Raw genomic sequence first — 22,665 nt, 5'->3', positions numbered from 1 at the left:
CCCGGCCGGTCGCGGACCGGCCGGGTCGGGGAGCGGAGCCGGGAGGCTCAGTTCACGCCGGGGGAGGGGGCGCCGACCGGAGCCCCCAGCAGCTCGGCCGCGCTCAGCCCGTTCACGTGCGCGGCGCCGTAGGTGCTCACGTGCGCGCCGCAGTCGGGCCGCCAGATGGGCAGGCCCATCTCCACCACCACGGCGTCGGGGTGCGCGCTGAGCAGGCGGTTGACGAGCGCCTGGGCGGAGGGGTAGCGGTGCGCGTCCCGCACCACCACGACCAGGTCGCGGTCCCGGGCGCTGGCGGCCAGCCGGTCGGCGTGCGCGACGTCGGGGGAGACCCGCTCGGTGCCCGGGAACCAGGGGGACAGGCCCCAGGGGACCTCGCCCACCGCCATGCCGGAGGGGGCGTCCACCTCCACCACGTAGGGGTCCGCCAGCGCCGGGAGGTCTCCCTCCACGCGCACCGCGCGGCGGGCGCCGACCAGGCCCACCCCGTCGGCCGCGGGCACGTCCGAGCGCCGGGTCTGGGCTGCGCGGATCCAGGTGCGCAGCTCGGCGTTGCGCCCGGCGGCCTCCTCCAGGCGCTCCCCGGACAGGCGGCCCTCCCGGACCGCGCCCACCAGCGCGGCGCGGATCAGCTCGACCTGGTCGGCGTAGACGAACCGGCCCAGGCACAACAGGTCCACCCCGGCGGCCACCGCGCGCACGCAGGCCTCGGGGATGCCGATCTGTCCGCTGACGCCCTGCATGTCCATGGCGTCGCTGACCACGGTGCCGGTGAAGCCCAGCTCGCCGCGGAGCAGGTCGTTGAGGATGCGCGGGGTGAGCGTGGCGGGGCCGTCGCCGCCCAGGCCGGGCATCTCGATGTGCGCGGTCAGGATCGACCGGACGCCCGCCTCCACGGCCGCGCGGAACGGCAGCAGCTCGCGGCGGCGCAGCAGGTCGGCGTCGGCCTCCACGCGCGGCAGCACGTGGTGGGAGTCCTGGGAGGTGGCGCCGTGGCCGGGGAAGTGCTTGGCGCACGCGGCCACGCCCGCCTCCTGGAGGCCCAGCACGGCGGCGGCCGCGTGGCGGGCCACCAGTTCGGGGTCGGAGCCGAAGGAGCGGGTGCCGATCACCGGGTTGTCGTCGGCGACGTTGACGTCCACCGAGGGCGCCAGGTCCAGGTTGAAGCCCAGCTCGGCCAGGCGCCCGCCCAGGGAGCGCAGGGTGGCGCGGGTCAGGCCGGGGTCGTCCACCGCGCCCAGGGCCGCGTTGCCGGGGTAGTCGCTGCCCTGCGCCTGGCCGATGCGGGTGACGTCGCCGCCCTCCTCGTCCAGGGAGATCAGCGGGGTGTCGGTGACCCCGGCCAGGGTCGCGTTGAGCGCGGCCACCTGCTCGGGACCGTCCAGGTTGTTGTGGAACAGACAGACGCCGGAGATCCCGTCCGCCAGACCCTCCAGGACCCAGCGCGGGGCTTGGTAGGACTCGAAGGGCACCAGCAGCGTGGCGTTGGCCAGACGCGCCAGGGTCGGGTCGTACGGCATGACGAACTCCGTTCGGTGAGCGAAGGGGTGCCCGTGGTCGGGCAGACGAAGGGCGGAGAAGCGGAGGGAGGGAGAGCGAAGGGGCGGAGCGCGCGCCCGGGGCGGGACCCGCGGTGTCCGTCGCGGGACCCGCCCGGCGGGAGGGGCGGTCAGCCCTTGACCGCGCCCATGGTCAGGCCGGAGACCATGCGCCGCTGGACGAACAGGAAGAAGATCATCACGGGGATGGTCAGCAGGGTGGAGGCGGCCATGATCGGTCCCCACTCGGTGCCGAACCGGCCGAAGTAGTAGGACAGGGTCAGCGGCAGCGTGTAGTTGTCGGTGCTGCGGCCCAGGAACGTCAGCGCGACGATGAACTCGTTCCACGCGGTGATGAAGGCGAAGATGCTCGCCGCCACCAGGCCCGGCGCGACCAGGGGCATCAGGATGCGCCAGAAGATGGTCCAGGCGTTGGCGCCGTCGATGGCCGCGGCCTCCTCCAGCTCCTTGGGCACCGCGGCCACGAAGCCCCGCAGCATCATGATGGTGATCGGCAGGGACACGGCCGTGTACACGATGAGCAGGCCGGACAGGTTGCCGAGCAGCTCCACGCCGCTGATGTCGGACAGCTGCCGGAAGTTGATGAAGATGGAGATGATCATCGCCTCCATCGGCACCATCTGGATCACCAGCAGCAGGATGATGAAGGCGGTGCGAAGCCGGAAGCGGAACCGGGCCACGGCCACGGCGGCCAGCAGCGACAGGAACGCGCCCATGGCCACGGAGGCCACGGTGAGGAACAGGCTGTTGCCCAGGAACTGCCAGAAGTTCACCCCGGGGATCAGCTGGCCGTTGAGCACCCGGTCGAAGTGCTCCAGGGTCGGCGCCGCCGGGAAGATCGTCTGGTCGCGGGTGAAGATCTCACCCACCGGCTTGAAGGCCGTGATGATCATCCAGTACACGGGGAACACCGAGAACAGGAACACCGCGAGGCCGGCCAGGTACAGCGGAAGACGGCGCAGGCGGCGCAGCGGGCCGCGGCGGTGGACGCGCGGCGGGCGGCTCGGGCCGCCGGTCCCGGCGCCCCCGGTGGCGCGCTCGCGGACGGCGCTGGCGGAGGTCTGGTCGATCGCGGTCATCGGGTCTCCCCCTGGCGGATCATGATGCGCAGGTAGTACGCGGTGACGGCGAGGATCATCACGGTCATGACCACCGCGATCGCCGAGCCCATGCCGTAGTTCGCCGGGCTGGCGCTGAAGCCCTGCTGGTAGATGTAGTACGAGAGCAGGTAGACGTCCTTGTTCTGGAAGCTGTTCGCCAGGATGTACAGCTGGGTGAACACGCGCAGGTCCCAGATGATCTGGAGGACCAGCAGCAGGGCGAACAGCGGGCGCAGCATCGGGAACGTGACGTTCCAGAAGGCCTTCCAGCCGCCCGCGCCGTCCATCCTCGCGGCCTCGTACAGCTCGTACGGGATGCTCTTGAGCCCGGCGAGCACGGAGACGGCCACGAAGGGGAAGGACTGCCAGACGATCACGGTGATGAGGATCGTGAACAGCGGGAGCGGTTCGAGGAACCAGTTGTACTCCAGCCATCCGCTGCCCACCAGCCAGTCCGGCATCCGGTCCAGGATGACGTTGACCAGGCCCCGCTCCGGCAGGAACAGCCAGCGGAAGACCAGGGAGGCGCTCAGCGCGGGGGTGGCCCAGGCGAGCATCATGCCCAGGGCCACGAACGCCGAGAACCACTTGGGGAGCTTGTTCAGCAGCAGCCCCACGAGGGTGCCCAGCACCATCGTGATGCCGACCATCAGCACGCAGACCACGACCGTGTTGCGCAGGATCCCCCAGAACTCGGGGTCGGTCAGCAGCGCCTGGTAGTGCGCGAAGCCGTTCCAGGTCGGCCCGGGCTGGTTCGGCAGGAGGTTGCGGGTGGTGAAGCTGGTGAGCGAGTACCACACCATCTGCACGATCGGCCACAGCAGCACGACCGCCAGGAGGATCAGGGCCGGGGCGATGAGCAGGTACGGGGTGGGAAGCGTGCGGCGGCGCGGGGCGGACTCGGAGGCGGGGGCCTTCACGGCCTCCTCGCGCTCGCGCGCGGTCGCTGGTTCGACGGTTTGTGCCATGGTCTTCTCAATCGAGGCGTGGGCCGACCGCGGCGGGCGGGGCCAGGGGCCCCGCCCGCGCACAGCTCTACTCAGTGAGGCGGGACGGACTACTCGACCGGCTCGTTGAGGATCGAGGTGAGCTCCTCGTTGGCCGCACCGAGGACCTCCTCGGGGTCACCGCCCTGCACGATCTCCAGGACGGCGCTCGGCAGGATCTTGTTGTCCTGGTCGGCCGCGGTCCAGCGCGGGGTGGTCGGGAAGAACTCCGTGTGCTGCATCTGCTCGGCGGCCGCGGCGGTGGCGGGGTCCTGCTGGTACTCCTCGCTCTCCAGCAGGTGCGGGTAGGCCGGGAAGAAGCCCGCGACGTCGGCGTAGCCCTGGCTGCCCTCCTCGTTGCCGAGGACGGTCAGCAGCTCGAAGGCCAGGTCCGGGTGCTCGGTGGTGGTGAACACCGTCAGGGCGGAGCCGCCCGCGAAGGCCGGGGCGATGCCCTCGGCGCCGGGGATGGGCGCGGCGACGATGTTCTCGATGACGGCCGGGTCCGCGGCCTGCTCCTCCATGGAGCCGACCGCCCAGCCGCCGTCGATGTACATGCCCAGCTCGCTGTTGGCCATGTCGGCCAGGGCGATGAGCTCGTTCTGGCCGACGTAGTCCTGCGGCGAGATGCCGTCGGTGGTCAGGCTGGCGTAGAACTCGATGGCCTCGACGGTGGCGGGGTCGGTGAGGTTGCCCTCCCACTCCTCGCCGTTCTGCTCCGCGATCGAGCCGCCGTTGCTCCAGATGAAGCTGGCGATGCCGTTGGTGAAGTCGGTCGGGGCGGCGAAGCCGGGGACGTCGTACTCCTCCTCGATGGCCTCGGCCACCTCGACGAGCTCGTCCCAGGTCGTCGGCGGCTCGTGGCCGACCTCCTCCAGCCAGTCCGCGCGGTAGTACAGGGTGCGCACGCCCGAGAACCACGGGACGCCGTACTGGACGCCCTCGTAGGTGCCGTACTCCAGGGCGTTCTCGTCGATGCCCGAGGAGGCGTCCCAGCCGCTGACCTGCTCGGTGATGTCCATCAGGGCGCCCTGCGCGGCCCAGCCCGCGACCTGGTCGTTGCCGACCTCCAGCACGTCGGGGGCGTCACCGCCGGCGAGGGCGTTGGTGATGGCCTCCTGCGCGTCGGGCCAGGGGATGAACTCGACCTCGACGGAGACGTCCGGGTTGCCCTCCTGGAAGCGGGCCTCGGCGTCCTCGAAGTACTCGACGAGGGGCTCCTGGGATGTGCCCATGACCCAGACGGTCAGGCTGTCGGCCTCGCCGCCCCCGTCACCGGAGTCGGAACCGCCGCAGGCGGAGGCGAGCAGGACCACGGCCGTGGCCGCGGCGATCTTCGGGAACCTCATCTGTATCTCTTCTCCCTTCGCACGACGCGCCGGGGTGCGACGCCTGTGCTCGAACCGGCCTGGGATGATCGTGGGATCACCCGGCGGCTCGACGTCTTGTGGGGGTTGTGCTGGGATAGCACGTTGGCCGCCCCGCCGGAGCGGGTACCGGGAGGGCCCAGCGGGTATCGGAAGGGCCCGAAGCGGGCCTTACGAGGACGTGACCTCCTGTGAGGTTGTGAGCTAAATTAACAGGAAACTTTCCTAATAAAAACAGGGTGAGGTGTCACGGTTATGTCTCAACGTCCGGGGACTCCCCGGCTGCTACGCCAGCTCAACGACCGCGCGGCACTGGAACTGCTCCTGTCCGCCGGGCCTTTGACCAGGACGCAGCTGGGAACGCGTACCGGCCTTTCCAAGGTGACCGCCTCCCAGTTGCTCGCGCGGCTGGAGGAGCGGGACCTGGTGCGCGTCGTGGGCAGCCAGGCGGGCGGGCGGGGGCCCAACGCCGCGCTGTACGCGGTGGTGCCCGAGAGCGCCTACGTCGCGGCCCTGGATGTCAGCGCGCGCCGGGTGACCGCGACGATCGCCGACATCACGGGCCGGATCGTCAGCGACGTCGCGGTCGACCCCAGTGCCTCCGACGACCCCGTCGCCCTCGTCCACACCGCGGTGATGCGTCTGGCCGACACCGCCGGGGTCGCACTGGACAGGGTCCGCGCCTGCGTCATCGGCACCCCCGGTGTCGTCGACCCCCGCACCGGCGACATCCGCTTCTCCTTCGACCTGATGTCCTGGCACGAGGGCGTCCTGGAGGCCCTGCGCGCCGATCTCAAGCGCTCGGTCATGATCGAGAACGACGTCAACCTGGCCGCCCTGGCGGAGCACTCCGAGGGCGCCGCCGCGGGGGTGGCCGAGTTCGTCCTCATCTGGCTCAGCGCCAACGGCGGCGTGGGCATGTCCACCATGATCGACGGCCGCATCCACCGGGGCCGCTCGGGCGGCGCGGGCGAGATCGGCTACCTGCCCGTGCCCGGGGCGCCCATGCCCACCGACGTGGGGCTGTCCGGCGGCTACGAGTCCCTGCGCGACGGAGCCAGCCGAGAGCTGCCCCACGGGTTCCAGGCGCTGGTCAAGGCGGGGCAGGTGGTCGAGCTCGCCGCCGGGTACGGCATCGAGGGCACCGACGTCACCGAGGTGGTCGGGGCGGCCTCCGCCGCGGGGACCCCGGAGGCGGACGCCTTCCTGGACGACTTCGCCGAGCGCCTGGCCCGCGGGGTGGCCGCCGTCACGGTGATCCTGGACCCCGGCCTGGTGGTGCTCGGCGGGGACGTGGCCCTGGCGGGCGGTGTGAAGCTGGCCGAGCGGGTCCAGGCGGCCACCGCGCGCATCGCCCCGAACGCGACCGAGGTCGCGCTGGGAAGGGTGGAGGGCAGCCCGGTGGTGCGGGGAGCGCTGCTGCACGCGCTGGAACGGGCCCGGGAGGACGTCTTCTCCTCGACGGTGTGAGTCCGCCGGGCCCCGGCCCCGTGGGAGCCCTCCCACGACGGTGGGCGTGTGCTTCTACCAGCGGTGGCCCATCCCCTGACAGCCCCTTCTCGGCCGTGCTCTCCGGTCCTTCGTCCGCGCCCCGGCATCCCTCATCCGGTCGGGGCGCGGGCGACCCGCCCTCGGGGAGCCTTCAGAGCGTCAGCTCGAAGGAGCCGAAGACCTCCTCCACGATCTGCGCGTAGTCCTCCCGCTCCGACCCGGGGACGTCGAACCGGAGGTAGTACCCCTTGCCCTCCTCCGCGACGACGGCGTACCTCCACAGCATCCACCGGTCGGGCCGGCGCCAGCCGCTGTCGCGGTAGGTCGCCTCCATGCGGGAGACGTCCCATCCCGAAGGCGCGGACGGATCGTCCTCCAGGCTGAGCCGCCGCCAGTCCGAGGTGTTCGGTTCCCCCGCGAACGCGGTCTCCGCGGCCTGGTGGTACTCGCGGGCCGCACGCGGCTCGACGCCCTCCAACGAGAAGACGGTGAAGCTGATCCGGTGGTCGGCGTCGGGGGAGTGGAACTCGTACTCGGACAGGACCCCGTCATCCTCGGCCCCCGCGTCCATGGCGATGTACACGGTGCGCCACTCCTGGGGGTAGCGCATGACGACGCCGTCATCGTCGAAGGTGGAGTACCCGACCGGCGGTGCGGAGGGTGCCGGGTCCGCGGTCTGCTCCGGTTTCGCGGCCTCACCGAGGACCGGGACCGCCGCGGCCTCGGAAGAGGGCGGGGACGGGCGCTGGAGCGCCACCAACACGGCGGCCACGACCACCGGCACGCACACCAGGCCGATCCCTAGCAGCAACGGTCCTCGTGTTCGCGAACCGGACGAGGGGGGTGAGGCGACAGGTCGCGGTGGTGCCGCCTGGGGCGGAGCGCCGTTCGGTTCCACGGGTTCCGTCGGTTTCCCGTGGTGCGGGGCGGGTTCGGGTTCGTGCACGGAGGCCTCCGGCGTGGGGGATGGGAGAGCACCTGATCGTAGGTGGGCGAGGACACGGCGGGCACGGAAGGCTCAGGTCGGCCGGGCCATCACCACACGGGGGAGCACCCGGATCCCCGCCCGCTCCTCGGCCCGCCAGACCTCCTCCAGCCCCGGGCCCCACTCCGCCCGGGGGAGCACGGTGAACCCGCGGGCGGCGTACCAGGGCCCGTTCCACGGCAGGTCGCGGAAGGTGGTGAGTGTGAGGCGGGTGTGACCGGCGGCGGCCGCCTCGGCGCACACCGCCTCCAGCAGGGCGCCGCCGATCCCGCGCCTGCCGTGACCGGGGTGCACGGCCAGCTGCTCCAGGTGCGGGCGCCCGTCCACGGTCACGGTCGCGGCCAGGCCGACCACGGGGGCGCCCGTAGCCGGGTCGTCGGCCACCAGGACCCGCTCCGCGTGCGCGAGCATCTCCCGGGGGTCGTCGGGGGGCAGGACCACCCCGGCCGCGGCGAAAACGGAGTCCGCCGCCAGCGACACCTCCACCACGCGCGGTTCGTCCACCGGCTGCATCGGTCGGATTCCCTGTGGTCCCACCAGTCCCCCTCGTGCTCTCCCGTCGCGGACGCCATCCTCTCCGGTCGCAGCCGCCGCGGCCAGTCGTTTTCGGGCCCGTGGCGACCGGAGAAGGCGCACCGCGACGGGACGCTCTACGGTCGCAGACGCAGCCCCTTCGGGGTCACGTGGAACCCCGCCGCCACCAGTGCGGCGTCCACCGGCGTCGCGAACACCTCCGTTCCGTCGGCGCGCTCCACCGTCAGCGCCCCCGCGCGCCCGTCCCGCACCGCCCCGGCCAGGGCGCGGGCCGCCCGCTCCAGCAGGGCGGGCGGCGAACCGAAGGTCAGCACCGAGCGGCCGCCCCGGCCCACGTACAGGGTCAGCCGCCCCCCGTCGATCACCACCAGGGCGCCCGCCGACCGGCCGGGCCTGGCCTGGGCGTCCCCGGGCCAGGCCAGGTCCGTGCCGAACGGGTTCGCCGGGTCGGTCGCCGCCAGCACCACCGGTTCCGCCGCGCCGCCGGAGACCGCGCGCAGCCGGTCCACGGCTCCGGGCAGCGCGAACTGGGCGCCGCCCAGCCCGTCCACGAAGTAGCCGCGGCGCACCCGGCCCGACTCCTCCATCGTCCGCAGCACCCGGTACTCGTCCGGGGAGATCCGCCCGCCCTGGTACCCGCGCACCAGCACGCCCCCGCGCTCCAGCCGCGCCTCCAGCCGGGCCAGGACCCGCCTGGTGGGGTCGCCCTCCCGTTCGGGCAGGGCCCACCACCGCCCCGCGGCCGTGGGCGGTCCCGACCGGGTGGGCAGCACCGGGCGCGCCCGCCGCCCCGCACGCGAGGGCGCACGGCGCGGAGCGGCCCCCGAACCCAGCACCGCGCGCAGCGGGGCCAGGGTGTCGTTGGTGACGCAGCCCGACCACACCAGCTCCCACAGCGCCGCGACCAGCGCCGCGTCCGTCACGGCCGAGGCGCCCGCCACACGGTCGGCGACGTCGCGGAAGAACAGCGCCCCGCCCCCGCGCAGCACCTCCAGCACCGCGTGGGCCGTGGAGCCCTCCTCCGGCGGCACCGGTTCGGGCAGCAGCAGGGCCGCCTCGTCGGCCGGGGCCAGGCACACCCACCCGTCCTGTCCGGGCAGCGCGCCGGCCCCGGCCCACACGACCTCGCCCGCCTGCGTCAGTTCGTCCAGCCGGTTGGGCGCGTAGTCCTCCACCCGGGAGGGCAGCACCAGCGGCTCCAGCGCCGACGCCGCCACCGTCGCGCCGCGCAGCGACTCCACGGCCTCGAACACCGCGTCCGGTCCGCGCCACCGCTCACCCGCGACGGCGCGCTGCCACAGCGGCGCGAACGCGGCCAGGGCGGTCTGCGCGACCGGCTCCACCTCGCTCCGCAGCCGCGCGACCGATCCGCGCCGCAGTCGCCGCAGCACGTCGGCGTCGCACCACTCGGTGCCCGTTCCGCCGGGCCGGAACCCGCCCCGGTGGACCCGCCCCTGCCGGGACAGCTCCCGCAGCACGCCCTCCACCACGTCCGCGCCGAGCCCCAGGCGCGCTGCCGCCTCTCCGGCGGAGAACGGTCCGTGCGTGCGCGCGTAGCGCGAGACCAGGTCGCGGGTGGGCGCCTCCACCGCTTCCAGGAGTGACTCGGGCACGGTGGCGGGCGGCCGCGCGCCCAGCGCGTCGCGCAGCCGCGCCGCGTCCTCCACCGCGCACCAGCGCTCGGCGCCCGCCACGGTCATCCGCACCGCCCGCCCCGCGGACTCCAGCTCCTCCAGCCACTCCCGCCGGGCTCCCCGAGCCCCGGCCTCCTCCGTGGTCAGCGGACCCACCTCGCGCAGCAGGTCGGCCGCGCCCTCGGCGTCCCGGGCGCCCGAGCCGGGAGCGGTCCGCTGCAACAGCGCGCCGACCTCCTCCACCACGCGCGGGTCGAGCAGCTCCCGCAGGTCCGCCTCGCCCAGCAGGTCGGCCAGGAGCGAGGTGTCCAGGGTGAGCGCCTGCGCGCGCAGCTCGGCCGCGGGGGCGTCCCCCTCGTACAGGAACGCCGCCGTGTACTCCATCATCAGCGAGCGCGCGAACGGCGACGCGGCCTCGGTGCGCACCTCCACCACCCGTGTCCGGCGGGACCGGATCCCCTCCAGCGCCTCAACCAGGGCGGGCACGTCGAACACGTCCCTCAGGCACTCGCGCACCGCCTCCAGCACGATCGGGAACGACCCGTACCGGCCCGCCACCGACAGCAGGTTGGAGGCCCGCAGCCGCTGCTGCCACAGCGGCATCCGCCGGTCCGGCCGCTGGCGGGGCAGCAGCAGCGCCCGCGCCGCGCACTCGCGGAACCGCGCGGCGAACAGCGCCGACCCGGGCAGCTCCCCGGTGACCGCCTCCTCCACCTCCTCGGGGTCCAGCGCCACCAGGTCGGCCAGCTCGCCCGGCCGGTCCCAGCCCCCGGCGTCCGGCAGCCGCAGCACGATCCCGTCGTCGCCGTGGACGACCTGTGCCTCCGCGCCGAACCGGTCCCGCAGCCGCCGGGCCAGGGCCAGCGCCCACGGCGCGTGCACCCGCGCGCCCAGCGGGGAGTGCACGACCGCGCGCCAGTCGCCGACCTGGTCGCGGAAGCGCTCGACGACCAAGGTCCGGTCGTCGGGCACGTGTCCGGTGGCCTCCCGCTGCTCGGAGACGTACTCCACCAGGTTGTGCGCGGCCCACGGGTCCAGCCCCGCCCCCTCGGCCAGGGCCAGCGCCTCCCCGGGTTCGGCCCCGGCCAGCTCCCGGGTCAGCGCGCCCACCGCCCGGCCCAGCTCCGCGGGTCTTCCCTGCGCGTCGGCCTTCCAGAACGGCATCCGCCCCGGCCGCCCCGGCGCGGGGGAGACCAGCACCCGGTCGGCGGTGATCGCCTCGATCCGCCACGAGGTGGATCCCAGCACGAACACGTCGCCCACCCGCGACTCGTAGACCATCTCCTCGTCCAGTTCGCCGACCCGGGTGGGCGCCCGCCCCGGCGCGGCGGCCCCGTCCCGCCCGGCCAGGTGCACCCCGTACACGCCCCGGTCGGGGATGGTGCCGCCGCTGACCACCGCCAGCCGCTGCGCGCCCGGGCGCGCCCGCAGCACGTCCGCCTCCCGGTCCCACACCAGGCGGGGACGCAGCTCGGCGAACTCGTCCGAGGGGTAGCGGCCCGACAGCATGTCCAGGACCGACTCCAGCACCGTGTCGGCCAGGTCGGCGAAGGGCGCGGCCCGCCGGACCAGGGCGGCCAGTTCGGGCACCGGCCAGTCGTCCATGGCGGTCATCGCCACGACCTGCTGGGACAGCACGTCCAGGGGGTTGCGCGGCATCTCCAGGCGTTCGATGCCGCCCTCGCGCATCTGCCCGACCACCACGGCCGTCGCCAACAGGTCGCCCCGGAAGCGGGGGAGGAACACCCCGCGCGAGGTCTCGCCGACCTGGTGCCCCGCCCGGCCGACCCGTTGCAGGCCGCTGGCCACCGACGGCGGCGAGGCCACCTGCACCACCAGGTCGACCGCGCCCATGTCCACGCCCAGCTCCAGGCTGGAGGTGGCCACCACGCAGCGCAGCCGCCCCTCCTTCAGTTCGTCCTCGATCAGGGCCCGCTCGGTCTTGGACATCGAGCCGTGGTGGGCGCGGGCGACCACCGGGGGGCCGCCGCGGCTGTGTCCGGACTGGGCGATGACCTGGGCGGGGACCTCCTCCGGTGGCAGGCGTCCGCCGTGCCGCTCGGTGTGCAGGTCGTTGATGCGGGCGCACAGCTTCTCCGCGGTGCGGCGCCCGTTGGTGAACACGATGGTGGAGCGGTGGGACTCCACCAGGTCCAGGACGCGCCGCTCCACGTGCGGCCACAGGGATCCGCCGCCGCCGTCGGCGCCCCCGTCACCCTCCGCGCCGTCGGAGGGCCGGGGCGGTGCCGGGGCACCGGGCTCCTCCATGTCGGGGGCGGGCACCACCACGCGCAGGTCCATGCCGGGGGAGCCGGGCGGGGCGACGACGTCGGCGCCTCCGAGGAACCGTGCCACCAGTTCGGGCGGGCGCACGGTCGCCGACAGCCCGATCCGCTGCGCCGGGCGGTCCAGCAGGGCGTCCAGCCGCTCCAGGCTCAGCGCCAGGTGCGCGCCGCGCTTGCTCCCCGCGAGCGCGTGCACCTCGTCGACGATGACCGTGTCCACCCCCGCCAACCCCTCCCGGGCGCGCGAGGTGAGCACCAGGAACAGCGACTCGGGCGTGGTGATGAGCACGTCCGGCGGGCGGGTGGCGAGCCTGCGCCGCTCGGCGGCGGGTGTGTCGCCGGTGCGCACCCCCACGGTGACCGGGGACAGCGCGTGCCCCCCGGCCTCGGCGGCTGCCGCGATCCCGGCCAGCGGGACGCGCAGGTTGCGCTCCACGTCCACCGCGAGGGCCTTGAGCGGGGACACGTACAGCACCCGGCAGCGGCGGGCGCGGTCCTCGGGGACGGGGGCCGAGGACAGCCGGTCCAGCGACCACAGGAAGGCCGACAGGGTCTTGCCCGAGCCGGTCGGGGCCACCACCAGCGTGTTCCTCCCGTGCTGGACCGACTCCCAGGCCCCGGTCTGGGCGGGGGTGGGACCCGAGGGGAAGGCCCGGTCGAACCAGGCCCGGGTGGCCGGTCCGAAGCGTTCGAGAGGGTGTGGCGCACGGCTCATGCCGCCAGTGTGCCCGCCGGCGGGGACAAAGGGGAGCGGACGCGGCGGACGCCGTGATCACCGATACTTGGCCCGATGAGACTCACGGTTTTCTGGAACAACATGCACGAGCAGTTCGGCGAGGCCTACTCCCAGAGCGTGGCCCGCGACCACGTCCTGGAGGGGCTCGGATCCCGCACGGTGGAGCAGGCGCTCGCCGACGGGGCGGCGCCCAAGACGGTGTGGCGCGCCGTGTGCGAGGCCTTCGACCTGCCCGCCTCCAGACGCTGATCCGGCGACGGACGTCCCGCGGGATCACCTTCGTTTCGTACGCCACATCGAACACAGGTTCGGGTAGTGTGGGTTGTCCACAGGCGGACGTGGGACGTCGCGATTGTCGTACCGACCGCGTAGCGTCGTGCTCACCATGAAGAAAAAGGCATCCACCCAACAACAGGGGTATCCCGTGGCATCTGGAGACCGAGACAAGGCTCTCGAAACAGCGCTCGCCCAGATCGAGCGGCAGTTCGGCAAGGGCTCCATCATGCGCCTGGGCGACGACGACCGCCCGCCGGTGGAGTCGATCCCCACCGGGGCGATCGCCCTCGACGTGGCGCTCGGCATCGGAGGCCTGCCCCGGGGCCGCGTCGTGGAGATCTACGGCCCCGAGTCCAGCGGTAAGACCACCGTCGCCCTGCACGCGGTGGCCAGCGCCCAGCGGATGGGAGGCATCGCGGCCTTCGTCGACGCCGAGCACGCGCTCGACCCCGAGTACGCCAAGAAGATCGGCGTCAACACCGACGACCTGCTGCTCTCGCAGCCGGACACCGGTGAGCAGGCGCTGGAGATCGTCGACATGCTGATCCGCTCCGGCGCGGTCTCCATCATCGTCATCGACTCCGTGGCGGCCCTGGTGCCCCGCGCCGAGATCGAGGGCGAGATGGGCGACAGCCACGTCGGACTCCAGGCCCGCCTGATGTCCCAGGCGCTGCGCAAGATCGCCGGTGCGCTGCACCAGACCAACACCACCGCGATCTTCATCAACCAGCTGCGCGAGAAGGTCGGCGTCATGTTCGGCTCGCCCGAGACGACGACCGGCGGCAAGGCGCTCAAGTTCTACGCCTCGGTGCGCCTGGACGTGCGCCGCATCGAGACGCTCAAGGACGGCACCGACGCGGTCGGCAACCGCACCCGCGTCAAGGTCGTCAAGAACAAGGTCGCGCCGCCCTTCAAGCAGGCCGAGTTCGACATCCTCTACGGGGTGGGCGTCTCGCGCGAGGGCAGCCTCATCGACCTGGGCGTGGAGCACGGCATCGTCCGCAAGTCGGGCGCCTGGTACACCTACGAGGGCACCCAGCTGGGCCAGGGCAAGGAGAACGCGCGCAACTTCCTGCGCGAGAACGCCGACATGGCCAACGAGGTCGAGAAGAAGATCAAGGAGAAGCTGGGCGTGCCCGTCAAGGGTGACGACAGCGCCTCCGGTCCGGCCACCGACACCGCCGAACCCGCCAAGGCGGCCGCGGAGGGGACCCCGGACCCGGCCGCCGCGGCCAAGGCTCCGGCCAAGCGCGCCGCGGCCAGGACTCCCAAGGCGCCCGCGGCTGATGCGTGAGGGGAGCCGGTCCCCGGACCGGCACCACCCCGAGGACGACGGCCCCTTCCCGGGCGGGGCGGCCCCGCCCGGGAAGGACCCCGAGGCCGAGGCCCGCGCCCTGGTCCTGCGGATGCTCACCCACTCCCCGCGCACCCGTGCCCAGCTGGAGCGGGCGCTGCACCGCCGGGAGTACGAGGAGGAGGTCGTCACCTCGGTCCTGGACACGTTCGGCGAGGCCGGACTGATCGACGACGCCGCCTTCTCCCAGGCCTGGGTGTCCTCCCGCCACCACGGCAGACGGCTCTCCCGCCGTGCCCTGGCCCAGGAGCTGCGCACCCGCGGCGTGGAGGAGGACACCGTCCGGGAGGCCGTCGGCGAACTCAGCGACCAGGACGAGGAGGAGGCCGCCCGCGACCTCGCCCGTCGGCGCCTGGCCGCGACCCGGGGCAAGGACAAGGAGACGCGGATCCGCCGCGCCCTGGGCTTCCTCGCCCGCAAGGGCTACTCCTCGGGCCTGTCCTACCGCGTGGTCCGCGAGGAGCTCGAACGCGAGGGCGTGGAGGCCGAACTCCACGCGCCCGACCCCGACTTCTGAGCCGTCACCGCCAACCCCGCCGCGGGTACCGTCACCGTGGGCCGGGCCCTGTCTCCGGCTTCTGAGCCGTCACCGCCCGCCGGTCCCGTCCCGTCCCGCTCCCAGAGCAGAGGTTCCCGGCAGGGTCAGTCGCCGACGGCGGCCGGGCCAGCGGTGGCCTCCGCGGGGCGGGTGGGCCGCCCGTCCTGTCCGGCGTCCGGTGTGAGCGCGTCGTCGGTGTCCCCGTCGCTCGCGTTGCCCCCGGGCTCCCCGGGGTCCTCCGCGCCGGACTCCGGGGAGTCCTCCGTGGCCGGTTCCGCGCCGTCCGCGCCGTCCTCGGCGGTCCTCGTCTCCGGCGGAGTGGTCACCAGCTCCAGCGGAGCCACGTCGGCCTCGAACCCGAACACCCGCGCGTAGAAGGCCAGCTCCGACTCCAGGGAGCGGATCCGCGCCTCCTGCCCGGTGAACCCGTGCCCCTCGCCCTCGAACTCCACCAGCGCGTGCGGCATCCCGCGCCGCCCCAGCTCCGTCGCCATCGCCGTGGCCTGGTCCGGGGTCACGACCCTGTCCTCCAGTCCCTGCACCAGCAGCACCGGCACGTCGATCTCCCCGGCGCGGTTGACCGGAGAGCGCTCCCGGTACCGCTCCACGAACCCCGGCAGCGTCCCCACCAGGGAGTCCAGGAACCGCGACTCGAAGTCGTGCGTGGTCTCGCTGAACCCCAGCAGGTCGGTGACCCCGAAGAGGGACACCCCGCACGCGAACGTGTCCCCGGTCAGCGCCATCAGCGCCGTGTACCCGCCCGCGCTCGGACCGCGGATCGCCAACCGCCGGGGGTCGGCCACCCCCTGTTCCACCAGGGCACGGGCCGCGGCCACGCAGTCCTCCACGTCCACCACGCCCCACTCCTTGTGCAGGCGCTTGCGGTACGGGCGCCCGTACCCCGTGGAGCCGCCGTAGTTGACGTCCACCACGCCGATCCCCCGGCTGGTGAAGTAGGCCTTGGCCAGGTCGAACTCCCTCGTGCTTACCGACACCGGGCCGCCGTGCGCCCACACCACGTACGGCGCGGGGCCGTCCGCGGGCGCGTCCGGGTGGGTCGGCGGGTACACGTTCGCGTGCACCGGCGCCCCGTACCGGCCCGGCAGCGTCTCCTGCCGGGGGACGGGCAGGTAGGCGGCGTCCGGCAGCTCCTCGGCGCCCCGGCGCAGCACCTCCACGGCCCCGGATGCCGGGTCCAGCCGCACGAGGCACGGCGGCTCGGTCGGGGAGGAGGCCACCGCCACCACGGTGCGCCCGTCGGTGTCCAGCATCGACCACGTGGTCAGGCCGGTCGCCACCGGCGTCAGGTCCAGGGTGTCGGGGTCGTACACGCTCGGGGTCATGTCGGCGTGCCCGTGCAGCGCCACGACCCGGCCCGAGTCCAGCACGCAGAACGACCGGTTGCCCAGACGGCCCGGGGAGGCGTGGAACTCCTCCTCGGCCGGGTACAGCGCTAGCGCCTGCCCGGTCATCCCCGCCTGGTACAGGTTCCACCAGCCCGGCCAGTCCGAGGCCACGTACAGCGTCGCGCCGTCGGCCCAGGCCGGGGAGACCACCGACTCGTCCACACCGCCCTTGAGGGTGTACTCGCCGGTCAGCCCGGTCTCCCCCAGGGCGCCCACCCGCAGTTCGCTGCCGTCCCAGGGCATCCTGGGGTGGTTCCACCGGACGTAGGCCAGATGGGCGCCGTCCGGCGACGGGGTGGGGGAGGCGTAGAAGTCCGCGCCCGAGACCAGTTCGCGCACCGCGGAGGGGTCCTGCGCGCCCCGGCCCGACAGCGGTACCGACACGATCGAGCGGCGGACCGCTCCCTCCCCGTGCCTCTCCCGCACACACAGCACGGCGCGTCCGTCCGCGCTCAGCGCCGGGTCGGCGTAGCGCGAGGCGCCGTCGTCGGGGGTGAGCGGCACCGGCTCCGAGGAGCCGCGTTCCAGCAGGTAGAGGCGCTGGTCAGAGGACTGGGAGAACACCACGCCCATGCGGGTGATGGCCTTGTCGTCGCGGCGCGGGACCGGCAGGTGGGCGCGCCCGCCGTACTCGTGCACCCGGGTCCCCGCGCTCCAGGGCGCGGGCAGCAGCTCGGTCACCGTTCCGTCGGCGTCGCGCCGCATGAGGGTGGTCCGGCCCTCCTCGGGGCGGCCCTCCTCCCACCAGACCTCCGCGCCCACGACGGACGGGAACGCCATCCGCCGCACTCCTCGGGCGACGTCACCGGCGCTGATGGGCGATGGCCAGGAGCCGTGGGGGCTCGACAGTTCAGACATGTCCGCTCAGGATGGGTCGTGGGTTCGATGCGATGACATGTCGACCTTAGTCGTCGTTCGCCCGCTTGTGCAGTCCCGAAAGACCCTCCGCGCGGCGTCCCCGCGGCCGCGCTCCGAGGGCCGGGACGACGACGGCCCCGTACGCGCCGCGGGGCGCGCACGGGGCCGTACCGGCCGTGGGAAGGAGGGATCAGCCCTTCCGGTCCCGCTCGCCGTCCGCGTCGTCGCCGTCGTCGGACTTCGCCGGGCGGGACCCGTCCAGCGCGTCGGGCAGCGGCTCCTGCACGGTGGGTTCCACCGCCACGGACCCGGCGGGGCCGTTGACCTTCAGGCCGTCGCCGCCGGTGCCGCCACCGGTGCCCGAGGGCCTGACCGGGACGTCCGCGCCGCCCACGGGCTTGGCCGAGGGCCTGCCGCGGCGGGCGTTGCGCCGCTCCAGCCAGATCGCGACCCGGCTCAGCGAGAGGTTGATGGCGATGTAGATGGCCGCGCAGATGATCGCGGCGGGGATCACGTTGCCCTCGCGCGTGGCCAGCAGGGTGAAGCTGCGCAGCATCTCGGGGAAGGCGATGATGTAGCCGAGCGCGGAGTCCTTGAGCAGCACCACGAGCTGTGCCACGATCGCGGGCATCATCGCGGTGATCGCCTGCGGGATGAGGATCAGCCGCATGTTCTGGCCCCTGGTCATCCCGATGGCCTGCGCGGCCTCGGACTGGCCCTTGGGCACCGCGAGGATGCCCGCGCGGAAGACCTCCGCCAGCACGGAGCCGTTGTACAGGGTCAGGCCCGTGACGACGGCGGCCAGCGCGGAGACCTGGAAGGTGCCCGCGGGGATGTCGAACAGCTGGTAGGCCACGATGGGCAGCGCCATCGTGAAGAAGATCAGCATCAGCAGCGGGATGCCGCGGAAGAACTCCACGACGGCCCCGGCCGGGACGCGGATCCACCACTGGTCGGACAGGCGGCCGATGCCGAACACCAGCCCGAAGACGATGGCCAGGACCGAGGCGGTCAGCGCCGCGGTCAGCGTGTTCTGCAGGCCCGGGAGGACGTAGTCGGTCCAGGTGGCGGGCCGCAGGAACGGCTCCCACTTGTCCGCCGTCCACTCGCCCGCGGGGTTGACCGCCCAGGTGGCCGGGTCGCCCAGCGGCCCCCAGGTGAGCGGGTTGAACAGGGAGAACCCGGTGTCGCGCAGGGTGCCGTTGAACCCCAGGTACAGGATCCCCAGGCCGATCACGGCCAGGAACCCGGTGATGACCGTGTAGACGACGTTGCGCCTGCGGGCCTTGGGACCGGGTGCGTCGAAGAGGACGGAGGTCTGCGCGCTCATCGGACCACCGCCACGCGCTTGGAGAGCCAGCCGAAGAAGTAGCCCGTCGGCAGGGTCAGGATCAGGAAGCCGATCGCGAAGCCGACGAAGGTCGGCAGGACCGGCGCGATGCCCTGGTCGAACATGAGCTTCATCTCCCTGGACGCCTCCTGAACGCCCAGCCCCGCGACGGAGGCGACGGTCGTGTTCTTGATCAGCGCGATGAGCACGCTGCCCAGCGGGCCGACGACGGTGCGCAGCGCCTGCGGGATGACGATCATCCGCAGGTTCTGGGTGAAGGTCAGGCCCAGCGAGCGGGCCGCCTCCACCTGGCCGAGGGGGATCGTGTTGATCCCCGCGCGCAGCGACTCCGAGACGAAGCAGGCGGTGTAGCCGGACAGGCCGATGACGGCCCACCAGAACACGTCCCACGCGACGGTGTCGGACAGGAACAGGCCCAGGGCGCTGTTCAGGCCCAGACCGCAGAAGAGCAGGACCAGGGTCAGGGGCGTGCTGCGGATGCCCTCGACGTAGGCGGTGGCCAGGCCGCGCAGGAGCGGGACGGGGGAGACCCGCATGGCCGTGAGCAGGACGCCCAGGACGAAGGAGAAGAGTGCGCTGAGGAGGGTGAGCCGGACGGTCCATGAGAAACCGTCGACAACCCTGTCGATATTGCTGAGAAAGGCTTCCATGGGTCCCAGCTGGTCAAGGGCCTCGCGGCGGGGCCGGAGCCGGCCCCGCCGCGAGGCGCACGGTCAAGGGAGGGGGACCTACTGGCAGGCGTCGACCTCGGGAGCGGCCTCCTCGTAGGCGAAGTCGGTCTCGCCGAAGGCGCTCTCCAGGGCCTCGGCCGTGTAGCCCTCGTCCCACATCTTCTGGATGGCGGCGTTGACCTCCTCGCACCGCTCCGTGGAGCCGTCGGGCAGGCCCACGCCGTAGCGCTCCTCGCCGAAGGGGTTGTTGACCACGCGGTAGGTGCCCGGGTCCTGCGCGGCGAAGCCCGCGAGGATGGTGTTGTCGGTGGTCACCGCGTCGACGGCGCCGTTGCCCAGCAGCGACAGGCACTCGGAGTAGTTGCCCGCCTCGCGCAGCTCGGCGTCGATGCCCATGTCGTCGACGATGTTGTTGGCCGAACGGGAGCCGGAGGCCGAGCACAGGACCTTGCCCGCGAGGTCCTCGGGGCCCTGGATGTCCTCGTTGTCGGCCTGGACCAGGATGTCCTGCTGGGCGACGTAGTACGGTCCGGCGAAGTCGACGACCTCGCGGCGCTCGTCGGTGATCGAGTAGGTGGCGATCACCATGTCGACGGTGCCCTGCTGGAGGAAGGACTCGCGGTTGGCGGAGGCGGCCTCGGTCCACTCGATCTGCTCGGGCTCGTAGCCGAGTTCGCCGGCGATGTAGGTGGCCACGTCCACGTCGAAGCCGACGGGGGCGTCGCCGTCCAGCAGGCCCAGGCCCGGCTGGTCGTACTTGACGCCGATGGTGATGGTCTCGCCGCCACCCCCGCCGCCGCCCTCCTCACCGCCGCCGCTGCCGCCGCCGACGTCGGCGGTGCCGCAGGCGCTGAGGGCGAAGGCCAGGGCCGCGGTGCCGCCCAGGATGGTGCTGATGCGACGAACTCGCATGTGGGGTACCTCTTCCTTGCTTCGTGCGAAGAACGCGGGGAAACCTAGTGGGTCAGGATCTTGGACAGGAAGTCCTGGGCGCGCTCGGACCGGGGGTTGGTGAAGAACTCGTCGGGGGTGTTCTCCTCCACGATCTGTCCGTCGGCCATGAAGACGACCCGGTTGGCCGCGCGGCGCGCGAAGCCCATCTCGTGGGTGACCACGACCATCGTCATGCCCTCGGAGGCGAGGTCGGTCATGACGTCGAGGACCTCCTGGACCATCTCCGGGTCCAGGGCCGAGGTGGGCTCGTCGAAGAGGATCACCTTGGGGTTCATCGCCAGGGCGCGGGCGATCGCCACGCGCTGCTGCTGGCCCCCGGAGAGCTGCGCCGGGTACTTGTTGGCCTGGTTGCCGATCTGGACGCGCTCCAGGAGTTCCATGCCGCGGGCGTCGGCCTCGGCCTTGTTCACGCGCAGGACCTTGGTGGGGCCCAGGGTCACGTTCTGGAGCACGGTCTTGTGGGCGAACAGGTTGAACGACTGGAAGACCATGCCCACGTCGCTGCGGAGCCGGGCCAGGCCGCGGCCCTCGTCGGGCAGCGGCTGTCCGTCCAGCGTGATGGTGCCGGCGTCGATCGTCTCCAGGCGGTTGATCGTGCGGCACAGCGTCGACTTGCCGGAACCGGACGGCCCGATGACGACTACCACCTCGCCGGAGTTAACCGTCAGATCGATGTCGCGGAGCACGTGCAGGTCGCCGAAGTGCTTGTTGACGTTCTCCAGCACGACGAGAGGAGTTGAGGTCATGTTGGGGAACCTAATGGGTCCATGTTGCCGTGTCATCACGAAATCGCCGCCCGTCCGCGGAGTAGCAGACTTGTTACGGCGTGATCGGCGAAACTGTTATGGGTTTGGACGGTTAAGTGACCGTTTGTCGCTCCCTGTCGCGGTTCCGTTCTTCAGCGTCTCACAACGGCCGCTCCCGGCCACGCTCCGCCTCCCGGTCCGTCGCGGGGTCGCGGGGAAAGCCCCAGGTGGGGCCGTCGGGCCCGTTGGACGGTCTCCGCGCGGTGCGCGGCACCGGATAGCCTGGTCCCGTGAGCCAGAGTCGTACCTACCAAGTGCGGACCTACGGCTGCCAGATGAACGTCCACGACTCCGAGCGCCTCTCCGGTCTGCTGGAGGACGCTGGGTACGCGCGCGCAGCCGAGGACACCACCGCAGACATCGTCGTCTTCAACACCTGTGCGGTCCGGGAGAACGCCGACAACCGCCTGTACGGCAACCTCGGGCACCTGCGCCCGGTCAAGGACGCCAACCCGGGGATGCAGATCGCCGTCGGGGGCTGCCTGGCGCAGAAGGACCGCGGCGAGATCGTGCGCCGCGCGCCCTGGGTCGACGTCGTGTTCGGCACCCACAACATCGGCTCCCTGCCCGCCCTGCTGGAGCGCTCCCGCGTCCAGCGGGAGGCGCAGGTGGAGATCGCCGAGTCCCTGGAGCACTTCCCCTCCACACTGCCCAGCCGCCGCGAGTCCGCGTACGCGGCGTGGGTGTCGGTCTCCGTGGGCTGCAACAACACCTGCACCTTCTGCATCGTGCCCGCGCTGCGCGGCAAGGAGCAGGACCGCCGCCCCGGCGACGTGCTCGCCGAGGTGCGCGCCCTGGTCGACGAGGGCGTCAGCGAGATCACCCTGCTCGGCCAGAACGTCAACGCCTACGGCAGCGGCTTCGGCGACCGGCAGGCCTTCTCCAAGCTGCTGCGCGCCTGCGGTGAGATCGAGGGACTGGAGCGGGTGCGCTTCACCTCCCCGCACCCGCGCGACTTCACCGACGACGTCATCGAGGCCATGGCCGAGACCCCCAACGTCATGCCGCAGCTGCACATGCCGCTCCAGTCGGGGTCGAGCCGGGTCCTCAAGGCCATGCGCCGCTCCTACCGCCAGGAGCGCTTCCTGGGCATCGTGGAGAAGGTGCGCGCCGCCATGCCGCACGCCGCGATCACCACCGACATCATCGTGGGCTTCCCCGGCGAGACCGAGGAGGACTTCCAGGAGACGCTGCACGTGGTCCGCGAGGCGCGGTTCTCCATGGCGTTCACCTTCCAGTACTCCAAGCGCCCCGGGACCCCGGCCGCGACCATGGAGGACCAGGTCCCGCCGGAGGTGGTCAAGGACCGCTACCAGCGCCTGGTCGACCTCCAGGACCAGATCTCCTGGGAGGAGAACCAGAAGCTGGTCGGCCGCGAGGTCGAGCTGCTGGTCGCCGAGGGCGAGGGCAGGAAGGACGGCGAGCACCGCCGCCTGTCCGGCCGCGCCCCCGACAACCGCCTCGTGCACTTCGCGGTCGGTGACGGCGACGACCCGCGCCCCGGCGACACGGTGACCGTGGAGGTCACCTACGCCGCCCCGCACCACCTGGTGGCCGACTCCGGCGTGCGCGCCCTGCGGCGCACCCGCGCGGGCGACGCCTGGGCGGCCCGCAACGGCCAGCCGGTCCAGGAGGGCAAGCCGCAGGTGCTCCTGGGCATGCCCCGGATCGGCGTTCCGGCCGAGGAGCCCGCCCCGGCGGGCGGCTGCTGCGAGATCTGACCCCGCACCGACAGCGTTCGCGGCCCCCGGCACCCTCGTGCCGGGGGCCGCGG

17 protein-coding genes are annotated in these 22,665 nt (G+C 72.8%); 5 read left to right on the top strand and 12 right to left on the bottom strand.

The annotated features are described in order from the left end of the window. Positions 1 to 47: 47 nt before the first annotated feature. From HGB44_RS19160 to HGB44_RS19145, 4 genes are all read right to left on the bottom strand, one after another. Positions 48 to 1,520: a glycoside hydrolase family 3 protein gene (locus tag HGB44_RS19160; RefSeq protein ID WP_061079558.1), complete on the bottom strand. Its 1,473-nt coding sequence runs from the start codon at positions 1,518 to 1,520 to the stop codon at positions 48 to 50. Between the two features lie 149 nt (positions 1,521 to 1,669). Then, on the bottom strand, positions 1,670 to 2,638 hold the full coding sequence (locus HGB44_RS19155; RefSeq protein WP_061079559.1) for a carbohydrate ABC transporter permease: 969 nt from the start codon (positions 2,636 to 2,638) through the stop codon (positions 1,670 to 1,672). Beyond that, entirely contained in the window at positions 2,635 to 3,627 is a 993-nt protein-coding gene (locus tag HGB44_RS19150) for a carbohydrate ABC transporter permease (protein WP_061079560.1), read from the bottom strand. The genes HGB44_RS19155 and HGB44_RS19150 overlap by 4 nt, the downstream gene beginning before the upstream one ends. Positions 3,628 to 3,716: 89 nt before the next feature. Further along, positions 3,717 to 4,994 (bottom strand): extracellular solute-binding protein, encoded by a 1,278-nt coding sequence (locus HGB44_RS19145; protein WP_061079561.1) that lies wholly within the window; start codon positions 4,992 to 4,994, stop codon positions 3,717 to 3,719. A 273-nt stretch (positions 4,995 to 5,267) separates the two neighbouring features. Here HGB44_RS19145 and HGB44_RS19140 point away from each other — a divergent pair, with 273 nt between their 5' ends. Further along, on the top strand, positions 5,268 to 6,482 hold the full coding sequence (locus tag HGB44_RS19140) for an ROK family transcriptional regulator (protein ID WP_061079562.1): 1,215 nt from the start codon (positions 5,268 to 5,270) through the stop codon (positions 6,480 to 6,482). A gap of 172 nt (positions 6,483 to 6,654) precedes the next feature. Here the strand turns inward: HGB44_RS19140 and HGB44_RS19135 are convergent, their stop codons facing one another. From HGB44_RS19135 to HGB44_RS19125, 3 genes are all read right to left on the bottom strand, one after another. Then, positions 6,655 to 7,314, bottom strand: coding sequence for a hypothetical protein (locus HGB44_RS19135; RefSeq protein WP_061079563.1), 660 nt, complete (start codon positions 7,312 to 7,314; stop codon positions 6,655 to 6,657). Between the two features lie 207 nt (positions 7,315 to 7,521). After that, positions 7,522 to 8,001 (bottom strand): GNAT family N-acetyltransferase, encoded by a 480-nt coding sequence (locus HGB44_RS19130; protein WP_061079564.1) that lies wholly within the window; start codon positions 7,999 to 8,001, stop codon positions 7,522 to 7,524. A 137-nt stretch (positions 8,002 to 8,138) separates the two neighbouring features. After that, on the bottom strand, positions 8,139 to 12,656 hold the full coding sequence (locus HGB44_RS19125; protein ID WP_168444067.1) for an ATP-dependent helicase: 4,518 nt from the start codon (positions 12,654 to 12,656) through the stop codon (positions 8,139 to 8,141). A gap of 75 nt (positions 12,657 to 12,731) precedes the next feature. Here HGB44_RS19125 and HGB44_RS19120 point away from each other — a divergent pair, with 75 nt between their 5' ends. The 3 genes from HGB44_RS19120 (at position 12,732) to recX (ending at position 14,824) form a co-directional block, all read left to right on the top strand. Then, positions 12,732 to 12,926 (top strand): DUF3046 domain-containing protein, encoded by a 195-nt coding sequence (locus tag HGB44_RS19120; protein ID WP_061083737.1) that lies wholly within the window; start codon positions 12,732 to 12,734, stop codon positions 12,924 to 12,926. A 175-nt stretch (positions 12,927 to 13,101) separates the two neighbouring features. Further along, positions 13,102 to 14,247 (top strand): recombinase RecA, encoded by a 1,146-nt coding sequence (gene recA / locus HGB44_RS19115; protein ID WP_061083736.1) that lies wholly within the window; start codon positions 13,102 to 13,104, stop codon positions 14,245 to 14,247. Further along, entirely contained in the window at positions 14,240 to 14,824 is a 585-nt protein-coding gene (gene recX, locus HGB44_RS19110) for a recombination regulator RecX (protein WP_061083735.1), read from the top strand. Before recA ends, recX begins: the two co-directional genes overlap by 8 nt. Positions 14,825 to 14,949: 125 nt before the next feature. On the opposite strand, the gene HGB44_RS19105 is transcribed toward recX, so the two are convergent. The 5 genes from HGB44_RS19105 to HGB44_RS19085 form a co-directional block, all read right to left on the bottom strand. Beyond that, the gene (locus HGB44_RS19105) at positions 14,950 to 17,109 is read right to left on the bottom strand and encodes a S9 family peptidase (RefSeq protein ID WP_168444066.1); all 2,160 of its coding nucleotides are present in this window, start codon (positions 17,107 to 17,109) and stop codon (positions 14,950 to 14,952) included. 190 nt (positions 17,110 to 17,299) lie between these two features. After that, positions 17,300 to 18,439, bottom strand: a complete 1,140-nt coding sequence (locus HGB44_RS19100) for an amino acid ABC transporter permease (RefSeq protein ID WP_061082540.1) — start codon at positions 18,437 to 18,439, stop codon at positions 17,300 to 17,302. Then, positions 18,436 to 19,110 (bottom strand): amino acid ABC transporter permease, encoded by a 675-nt coding sequence (locus HGB44_RS19095; protein WP_061082539.1) that lies wholly within the window; start codon positions 19,108 to 19,110, stop codon positions 18,436 to 18,438. Before HGB44_RS19095 ends, HGB44_RS19100 begins: the two co-directional genes overlap by 4 nt. Before the next feature lie 78 nt (positions 19,111 to 19,188). Then, positions 19,189 to 20,043: a glutamate ABC transporter substrate-binding protein gene (locus tag HGB44_RS19090; protein WP_061082538.1), complete on the bottom strand. Its 855-nt coding sequence runs from the start codon at positions 20,041 to 20,043 to the stop codon at positions 19,189 to 19,191. 44 nt (positions 20,044 to 20,087) lie between these two features. Then, complete coding sequence (locus tag HGB44_RS19085; protein WP_168444065.1) at positions 20,088 to 20,831, bottom strand: amino acid ABC transporter ATP-binding protein; 744 nt, start codon at positions 20,829 to 20,831, stop codon at positions 20,088 to 20,090. A 314-nt stretch (positions 20,832 to 21,145) separates the two neighbouring features. Between HGB44_RS19085 and miaB the strand changes: the two genes are divergently transcribed. Then, positions 21,146 to 22,612 carry a tRNA (N6-isopentenyl adenosine(37)-C2)-methylthiotransferase MiaB gene (miaB, locus tag HGB44_RS19080; protein WP_269458485.1) on the top strand — a complete coding sequence of 489 codons (1,467 nt, stop codon included), beginning with the start codon at positions 21,146 to 21,148 and terminating at the stop codon, positions 22,610 to 22,612. Positions 22,613 to 22,665 lie beyond the last annotated feature (53 nt).

Source organism: Nocardiopsis alborubida, assembly GCF_012396365.1.
GTDB classification, from domain to species: domain Bacteria; phylum Actinomycetota; class Actinomycetes; order Streptosporangiales; family Streptosporangiaceae; genus Nocardiopsis; species Nocardiopsis alborubida.
This window is presented reverse-complemented; position numbering and strand designations above follow the sequence as displayed.

Excerpts from the sequence above, each read along its gene's own strand:
- HGB44_RS19160 (WP_061079558.1), bottom strand. The coding sequence starts at position 1,520 with ATGCCGTACGACCCGACCCTGGCGCGTCTGGCCAACGCCACGCTGCTG.
- HGB44_RS19155 (WP_061079559.1), bottom strand. The coding sequence starts at position 2,638 with ATGACCGCGATCGACCAGACCTCCGCCAGCGCCGTCCGCGAGCGCGCC.
- HGB44_RS19150 (WP_061079560.1), bottom strand. The coding sequence starts at position 3,627 with ATGGCACAAACCGTCGAACCAGCGACCGCGCGCGAGCGCGAGGAGGCC.
- HGB44_RS19145 (WP_061079561.1), bottom strand. The coding sequence starts at position 4,994 with ATGAGGTTCCCGAAGATCGCCGCGGCCACGGCCGTGGTCCTGCTCGCC.
- HGB44_RS19140 (WP_061079562.1), top strand. The coding sequence starts at position 5,268 with ATGTCTCAACGTCCGGGGACTCCCCGGCTGCTACGCCAGCTCAACGAC.
- HGB44_RS19130 (WP_061079564.1), bottom strand. The coding sequence starts at position 8,001 with ATGCAGCCGGTGGACGAACCGCGCGTGGTGGAGGTGTCGCTGGCGGCG.
- HGB44_RS19125 (WP_168444067.1), bottom strand. The coding sequence starts at position 12,656 with ATGAGCCGTGCGCCACACCCTCTCGAACGCTTCGGACCGGCCACCCGG.
- HGB44_RS19120 (WP_061083737.1), top strand. The coding sequence starts at position 12,732 with ATGAGACTCACGGTTTTCTGGAACAACATGCACGAGCAGTTCGGCGAG.
- recX (WP_061083735.1), top strand. The coding sequence starts at position 14,240 with ATGCGTGAGGGGAGCCGGTCCCCGGACCGGCACCACCCCGAGGACGAC.
- HGB44_RS19105 (WP_168444066.1), bottom strand. The coding sequence starts at position 17,109 with ATGTCTGAACTGTCGAGCCCCCACGGCTCCTGGCCATCGCCCATCAGC.
- HGB44_RS19100 (WP_061082540.1), bottom strand. The coding sequence starts at position 18,439 with ATGAGCGCGCAGACCTCCGTCCTCTTCGACGCACCCGGTCCCAAGGCC.
- HGB44_RS19095 (WP_061082539.1), bottom strand. The coding sequence starts at position 19,110 with ATGGAAGCCTTTCTCAGCAATATCGACAGGGTTGTCGACGGTTTCTCA.
- HGB44_RS19090 (WP_061082538.1), bottom strand. The coding sequence starts at position 20,043 with ATGCGAGTTCGTCGCATCAGCACCATCCTGGGCGGCACCGCGGCCCTG.
- HGB44_RS19085 (WP_168444065.1), bottom strand. The coding sequence starts at position 20,831 with ATGACCTCAACTCCTCTCGTCGTGCTGGAGAACGTCAACAAGCACTTC.